The sequence below is a fragment of the Halomonas sp. BC04 genome (assembly GCF_000568385.1).
The window spans coordinates 1-7,384 of the sequence record NZ_AZQX01000273.1; the positions used below are offsets into that span (position 1 = coordinate 1).

Consider the following 7,384-nt stretch of genomic DNA (forward strand, 5'->3'; position numbering starts at 1 on the left):
ATTCCCGTGCCAAAGGCTGGCGCATCAGTGAGGATTCCCTTCGCAGCAAGCTCAGCCGCTAATGTGAGGGCGTTGACTGCGTCTGGCAAGGCGTTGCCGGCCCTGGATATCAGGGGACCGTGGCCAGCATCTTGTAGAACAGTGGCAGGGCGGCGACCAGGAAGCCGGCCACGGCCAGGACATAGCCTGGCCAGCGATGGCGCATGCGCTGGGCCAGGGTCAGCCCGACCAGGCAGATCACCAGGCCGATCAGGTTGAAGACCAAGGTGAACATTTCGATCAGTTCCTGAGGGGACATACCGGCTCCTGGATGTTGATGACGACCTGCTGGGGAGATTGCCGCCGGGGTGCTAATGTCATCATATCAGGCTGCCGAAACCTAACCGAATGTGGCCAGGGTGAGCCTTATCCGAACAGCGAGGATGGAGCATGGGCGATACGCTACCGAGTGCCGACGACGTGCTCGGCTACTGGTTCGATGAACTGAGCCCCAGGCAGTGGTTTCGCAAGGATATCGAGCTGGATGCCCAGATCGGCCAGCGCTTCTTCGGCCTGCATCGGGCGGCCGCGGCTGGCGAGCTATGGTCCTGGCGCCAGTCGGCCACCGGCCGGCTGGCCGAGATTCTCGTGCTGGACCAGTTTTCCCGAAACCTGTTCCGCGACCTGCCGGGTGCCTTCGCCCAGGATCCCATGGCGCTGGTGCTGGCCCAGGAGGCAGTGGCTCAAGGCCTGGATCAGGAGCTAGACGTCAGCGAGCGTGCCTTTCTCTACATGCCCTACATGCACAGCGAGTCGCTCAAGATTCACGACGAAGCGCTACGCTTGTTCGACCAGCCGGGTCTGGAAGACAACCTGGACTTCGAGCAGCGCCACCGGGACATTATTCTGCGCTTCGGTCGCTATCCCCACCGTAATGCCATACTGGGTCGCGAGTCGACCGGTGAGGAACTGGCTTTTCTCATGGAGCCCGGCTCGTCATTCTGAGCGATGCTTTCCCGTGGCCTCGTACTGAGGCACCATTGGGAGCATCCGAGCATTTGGGCATCACAACAAGGAAGGAGAGACGATATGGGTTTGATCGCTTGGCTGATTATCGGTGGTCTCGCTGGCTGGATTGCCGGCAACATCATGCGTGGCGGCGGCTTCGGCATTCTGGCCAATATCGGCGTGGGTATCGTGGGTGCGGTGATTGGTGGGTTCCTGTTCAGCCTGCTGGGGCTGCAGGCGGGAGGGTTCATTGGTTCGCTGGTGACCGCGACCGTGGGCGCGTGGTGCTGTTGTGGATCATTGCGAAGGTCCGGGAGGCGTAGCCAGAGCAAACGCTCCCTGGCGGGAAATACAAGACGGCCCGGCAACTTGCCGGGCCGTCTGCGTCTGGCGGACTCCAGCGGCTAGAACGTGTCGCTCACGTCGATGACCGCCACCGGATAGACGGGTCATCTCTGGGCCTCGTGCTAAGGCGATAACGGTTTTCTCTTGTTCAGATAGGCGGAGCCGATTGGCGACTTGCCGGGGCGGGTCTACCTTACACTCGTAGTGACTGGAACCCGTCCGTGCAGCTGGTTTCGGAGAGAGACGGGCAGGCTATTGACGCAGGGGAGGGTAGAACCACATTCGTGACAAGGAGGACACCGAACATGGCGAAAAATCCCCATACCAGGTCCAACAGTGGCGAAGCCAACGATACGGATTTCAAGACCAACGGGCAGAGCAAGTCGGAGAACCTGGAAAAGTATCGCAGCGATGCCACGGGGCATGACCTGCGCACCAATCACGGCACGCGGATCGCCGATAACCACAATTCGCTGAAGGCCGGCGAGCGCGGCCCCACGCTGATGGAAGACTTCGTCTTCCGCGAGAAGCTCAACCACTTCGACAACGAGCGCATACCCGAGCGCATCGTGCATGCCCGGGGTGCGGCGGCCCATGGCTACTTCCAGCCCTACGACAACGCCGCCCGGTACTCCAAGGCGGGGCTGTTCCAGGATCCGGACAAGAAGACTCCGGTCTTCGTGCGCTTCTCGACGGTACAGGGCGCCCGGGGCTCCAACGATACCGTGCGAGATGTGCGCGGCTTCGCCACCAAGTTCTACACCGACGAGGGTGTCTGGGACCTGGTCGGCAACGACATGCCGGTATTCTTCATCCAGGATGCGATCAAGTTCCCCGATTTCGTGCATGCGGTGAAACCGGAGCCGCACAACGAGATTCCCCAGGGGCAGTCGGCCCATGACACCTTCTGGGACTTCGTTTCGCTGATGCCGGAGTCGACCCACATGGTGCTGTGGACCATGTCAGACAGGGGCTTCCCGCGACACTACCGCAATATGGAGGGCTTCGGGGTCCACACTTTCCGCCTGATCGACAGGCAGGGCACGTCGCGTTTCGTCAAGTTTCACTGGAAGCCGCTGGCCGGCACCTGCTCGCTGGTCTGGGACGAGGCCCAGAAGCTCTGGGGTCGCGATCCCGATTTCAATCGACGCATGATGTGGGAAGACATCGAGAACGGCGACTTCCTCGAGTATGAGCTGGGCATCCAGGTGGTGGAAGAGGAGGACGAGCACAAGTTCGACTTCGATATCCTCGATCCCACCAAGCTCATCCCGGAAGAGGAGGTGCCGGTCACCCTGGTCGGCAAGATGGTGCTCAACCGCAACCCGGACAACTACTTCGCCGAGACCGAACAGGTGGCCTTCAACCCCGCCCATGTGGTGCCGGGCATCGATTTTTCCAACGACCCGCTGCTGCAGGGGCGTTTGTTCTCCTATCTCGACACCCAGATGCTGCGTCTCGGTGGGCCGAACTTCCACGAGATCCCCATCAATCAGCCGGTCTGCCCGTTCCACAACAACCAGCGCGATTCGATGCATCGCCAGACCATCAACAAGGGCCAGGCCTCCTACGAGCCCAATTCCATCGACGGGGGGTGGCCCAGCGAGACCCCGCCGGCACCGGAGAACGGCGGCTTCGAGAGCTATCACGAGCGCATCGATGCCAACAAGATTCGCGCGCGCAGCGACTCCTTCGGCGACCACTACTCCCAGGCCACGCTGTTCTGGAACAGCCAGACCGACGTGGAGAAGGAGCACATCATCGCCGCCTACGCCTTCGAGCTGTCAAAGGTCCAGCGACCCTGGATTCGCGAGCGGGTCATCCAGGAAATCCTGACCAATATCGACCTGGAGCTGGCTCGTCGGGTCGGCGAGATTCATGGGATCGAGACGCCCAGCAACAAGCCGGCACCGACGGATGAATTGGGCATGAGCTCACTTGCCGAATCGCCGGCCCTGAGCCTGATGGCACGCCTGCCGGGCAATATCCGCTACCGCAAGGTCGCTATCCTGGTGGCGGACGGCGTCGATGCCGAGCAGGTCGAGGCAGCGAAGCAGAAGCTATCCGCCGAGGGCGCGGAAGGCCTCGTGATCGCGCCCACCATGGCGCCGGTCAAGGGCGCCAACGGTCAGACCTTGACGCCGGATGCCATGCTCAACGGCCTGCCCTCGGTGGCGGTGGATGCGGTGATCGTGGCCGGCGGGGATGAGAGCGCGGCCGCTCTGTCCGACTCGGGGCTCGGACGCTACTACGTGCAGGAGGCTTACAAGCACCTCAAGGTGATCGCCGCCGTGGGTGAAGGCAAGGCGCTGCTGGATGCCGCCAATGTGCCCGCCGGGGAGGAGGGCATCGTGCTGGGGGGCACGGTGGACGACATTTTCACACCGTTCAGCCAGGCACTGGGGCAGCACCGGGTTTGGTCACGCGATGCAAAGGCCAAGAATATGCCGGCTTGAGAGCCTGCAGTGATCGATGTTACTGCCCTCTGAAAAAAACGCCTCACCGGCCATGGTCGGTGAGGCGTTCTTTCTAGGTCAGCTGTCGATCAGGCGGTGGCTTTGCTGCCCACCAGCTCCTTCAGCGACGCTTCGACGATGGCGAGGCCTTCCTCCAGGATCTCGTCCTCGATGGTGACCGGCATCAGGAAGCGGATGGTATTGCCGTACAGGCCGCAGGAGAGCAGGATCAGCCCCTTGTCGCGGGCCTTCTTGCACAGCGCGCCGGCCAGGTCGGCATCCGGGGTGTGGTTGGCCTTGTTCGAAACCAGGTCGATGGCGGCCATGGCGCCCATGTTGCGGCCGTTGTCGACGCAGTCGAACTCCTGCTGCCACTGGGCGAAGCGCTTGGCCAGCTTGTCGCCCAGCGCCTGGCTCTTCTCGAGGATGTTCTCCTGCTCGAAGACTTCCAGCACCGCCAGGGCCGCTGCACAGGCGGTGGGGCTGCCGGTATAGGTGCCGCCCAGGGAGTTGGGGCCGGAGGCATCCATGTGCTTGTCGGTACCCACCACGGCGGAGATTGGCATGCCGTCGGCCATGCTCTTGGCCATGGTGATGATGTCCGGTTCTACGCCGCTGTGCTCGATGGCGAACATCTTGCCGGTGCGCCCGAAGCCGCTCTGGACCTCATCGACGATCATCAGCATGCCGTGTTCGTCGCAGATGTCGCGGATCGCCTTGAGGAAGCTTGCCGGCGCCGGGTAGAAGCCACCCTCGCCAAGGACGGGCTCCAGCACGATGGCGGCGGTGTCCTTCGGATTGGCGTCGGTCTTCAGCGCCATCTTCAGGCCGCGCAGCGCCTCGTCTTCACTGACGCCATGGTAGGGCACCGGGTAGGGGGCCCGGAAGACGTTGCCCGGCATGGTCCCGAAGTCGGTGGCGTATGGCGCGACCTTGCCGTTCATCGCCATGGTCATGAAGGTGCGGCCATGGTAGCCGCCGTCGAAGCAGATGACGTTGTTCTTGCCGGTGGCGGCACGGGCGATCTTGACGGCGTTCTCCAGTGCCTCGGCGCCGGAGTTGGCCAGCATGACCTTGGCATGGCCACGGACCGGAGTCACCTGGCTGAGCTTCTCGGCCACCCTCACGTAGCCTTCATAGGGCATCACCGTCTGACAGGTGTGCATGACCTTGTCCAGCTGCGCCTTCACCGCCTCGACCACCTTGGGGTGACGATGGCCGATATTGAGCACGCCGATGCCGCCGGCGAAGTCGATGATGCGATTGCCATCGGCGTCCCAGATCAGCGCATTTTCTGCGCGATCGGCGTATTGAGTCGCCGGGCTTGCTGCTCCATTGGCGACATAGCGCTGCTTGAGTTCATTGAGCTGTGCGTTATTCATCAAACCTGCCTCCTTGGAAAGACGTTGCGGGCGATCAAAGGCCGCCGACACAGACGTATTTTAGTTCAGTGAATTCATCCAGGCCGTGGTGAGAGCCTTCCCGGCCCAGCCCCGACTCCTTGACGCCGCCGAAGGGGGCCAGTTCCGTGGAAAGAATCCCTTCGTTGATAGCCACCATGCCATATTCCAGACCCTCCATCACATGCCAGATTCGCTGATAGTCCCGGGCATAGAAATAGGCGGCCAGACCGAACTCCGTGGCATTGGCCATGGCGATGGCCTCGTCCACGCTGTCGAAACGGAAGACAGGCGCCAGGGGGCCGAAGGTCTCCTCCGTGGCGACCCGCATCCTGGGGGTGACATCGGCGATCACGGTGGGTTCGAAGAAGGTGCCGCCCAGCGCATGGGGTTGGCCGCCGCAAACCAGCCGGCCACCCTGTTCCAGGGCATCGGCGATGTGCGCCTGCACTTTCTCCACGGCGGCCCGGTTGATCAGCGGGCCCTGCACCACGCCGTCGTCCAGGCCGTTGCCCACCTTCATCTGGGCCACCTTGGCAGCCAGCTTGTCGAGGAAAGCGTCATAGACGCCATCCTGCACCAGTAGTCGGTTGGTACAGACGCAGGTCTGACCTGAATTGCGGTACTTAGAAGCGATGGCGCCTTCCACCGCGGCATCCAGGTCGGCGTCGTCGAAGACGATGAAGGGAGCGTTACCACCCAGCTCCATGGAAGCCTTCTTGACGGTGCCGGCGCACTGGGCGAGCAGCGTCTTGCCCACCGGGGTGGAGCCGGTGAAGGAGACCTTGCGCACCCGCGGATCGGTGGTCAGCACCTCGCCGATCTCGGCAGGGCGGCTGGCGGTGACCACATTGAGCACCCCGGCCGGGAAGCCCACGTCCTCGGCCAGTTTCGCCAGGGCCAGGGCGGTCAGCGGCGTGGCCTCGGCGGGCTTGATCACCACCGGACAGCCGGCGGCGAGAGCCGGGGCACACTTGCGTGTGATCATGGCCAGCGGGAAATTCCACGGCGTTATCGCCGCCACCACGCCGATCGGCTCGCGAAACACCAGGATGCGCTTGTCGGCGCCGTGGCTGGGCAGGGTCTCGCCGGCAATGCGCTTGGCTTCCTCGGCGTAGAACTCCACGAAGGAGGCGCCGTAGGCCACTTCACCCATGGATTCGGCCAGCGGCTTGCCTTGCTCCAGGGTCATCAGCCGAGCCAGTGCTTCCTGGTTGGCCATGATGGCGTCGAACCAGGCCCGTAGCAGCGTGGCACGCTGCTTGGCGGTCTGCCTGCGCCAGGCTGGCCAGGCGGCATCGGCTGCGGCCACGGCGTCCCTTGCGGCGTCTGCGTCCAGGTCCGCCACCTGGGCGAGTACCGCGCCGGTAGCGGGGTTGGTCACGGCAAAGCGGCTAGGGCCGTCGCACCACTGTCCGGCGATATAGCCTTGTCGATGATCGAATCGGCAGGGAGGGGCATGGGGACTCCAGGGGGTGTTGATTATCTTGTCGCTGAAGTGTGCATTATTTAAAACGGAACGCCAAGCACTCCCCTCTGCCGTACCGCTATTTCCTGCGTCGGATCATCGGCGTGAGCGTCGCTTTCCGCTACACTAGGCGCCGATTTCCTGTTGGCGCGACATGACCGCGCCCTTTCCATTGCGGCTGAACGTCGAGGTGAGCCTTGGTCGATCCCCTTTATGCCTGGTGGGCCCAACAGCTGGTGCTGTGTGACTGGGCCTTCGAGCCCGAACCCGTCAAGGTCGAGGCCGATGTGGCAGCCTCGCGGCTGAAGGCGTTGGGTGTCACGGAGCGCGGCGAGCTTGGTTGGCGCCTGATCGAGGCATTCGGTATCGACAGCCCCGATCCGGCGGGGCTGCTGGCCGCACTTGAACTCATCGCCCTGGCCGGTTCCGCCGACTGGCTGCCCGAGTCGCGCGTGCGCGACTGGGCCCTGCGCCTGGCCGACGAGATCACCAGTCAGTACGCCAGCCTGGATGCCTGGCATGAAGCATTGCGCCATGCCAAGCGAGCCGAGGGCTGGGTTCGCGGTGACGATATGTTTGCCGAGGCGTGCGATGCCCTGGCGGTCCTGGAGCATGAAGGCGAGGGGATTGTCTGGGACCGCATCACTGAATGGGTGGCGGGGCGGAGCAAGGCCCTGGCACTGTGGCCCGAAGGCACCGGAGGAGCGGGCGTGGCGGCTGCGGGCTGC

General features: G+C 63.4%; 5 protein-coding genes and 2 pseudogenes. 4 read left to right on the forward strand and 3 right to left on the reverse strand.

Translation table 11 applies throughout. The annotated features are described in order from the left end of the window. Window positions 1–109 precede the first annotated feature (109 nt). Window positions 110–298, reverse strand: a complete 189-nt coding sequence (locus tag Q427_RS18695; protein WP_043516611.1) for a hypothetical protein — start codon at window positions 296–298, stop codon at window positions 110–112. 131 nt (window positions 299–429) lie between these two features. Between Q427_RS18695 and Q427_RS18700 the strand changes: the two genes are divergently transcribed. The 3 genes and pseudogenes from Q427_RS18700 (at window position 430) to katE (ending at window position 3,788) form a co-directional block, all read left to right on the forward strand. Beyond that, window positions 430–984 carry a DUF924 family protein gene (locus Q427_RS18700; protein ID WP_043516612.1) on the forward strand — a complete coding sequence of 185 codons (555 nt, stop codon included), beginning with the start codon at window positions 430–432 and terminating at the stop codon, window positions 982–984. An 84-nt stretch (window positions 985–1,068) separates the two neighbouring features. Further along, window positions 1,069–1,310 (forward strand): annotated as a pseudogene (locus Q427_RS18705) (GlsB/YeaQ/YmgE family stress response membrane protein). Between the two features lie 327 nt (window positions 1,311–1,637). Beyond that, complete coding sequence (gene katE, locus Q427_RS18710; protein WP_043516613.1) at window positions 1,638–3,788, forward strand: catalase HPII; 2,151 nt, start codon at window positions 1,638–1,640, stop codon at window positions 3,786–3,788. 89 nt (window positions 3,789–3,877) lie between these two features. Here katE and gabT read toward each other — a convergent pair whose 3' ends face one another. Both gabT and Q427_RS18720 read right to left on the reverse strand, forming a co-directional pair. Beyond that, window positions 3,878–5,170 (reverse strand): 4-aminobutyrate--2-oxoglutarate transaminase, encoded by a 1,293-nt coding sequence (gene gabT, locus Q427_RS18715; RefSeq protein ID WP_043516614.1) that lies wholly within the window; start codon window positions 5,168–5,170, stop codon window positions 3,878–3,880. A gap of 34 nt (window positions 5,171–5,204) precedes the next feature. Beyond that, window positions 5,205–6,611: an NAD-dependent succinate-semialdehyde dehydrogenase gene (locus tag Q427_RS18720; protein ID WP_043516616.1), complete on the reverse strand. Its 1,407-nt coding sequence runs from the start codon at window positions 6,609–6,611 to the stop codon at window positions 5,205–5,207. A gap of 242 nt (window positions 6,612–6,853) precedes the next feature. Here Q427_RS18720 and Q427_RS18725 point away from each other — a divergent pair. After that, window positions 6,854–7,384 (forward strand): annotated as a pseudogene (locus Q427_RS18725) (hypothetical protein); the annotation flags it as partial.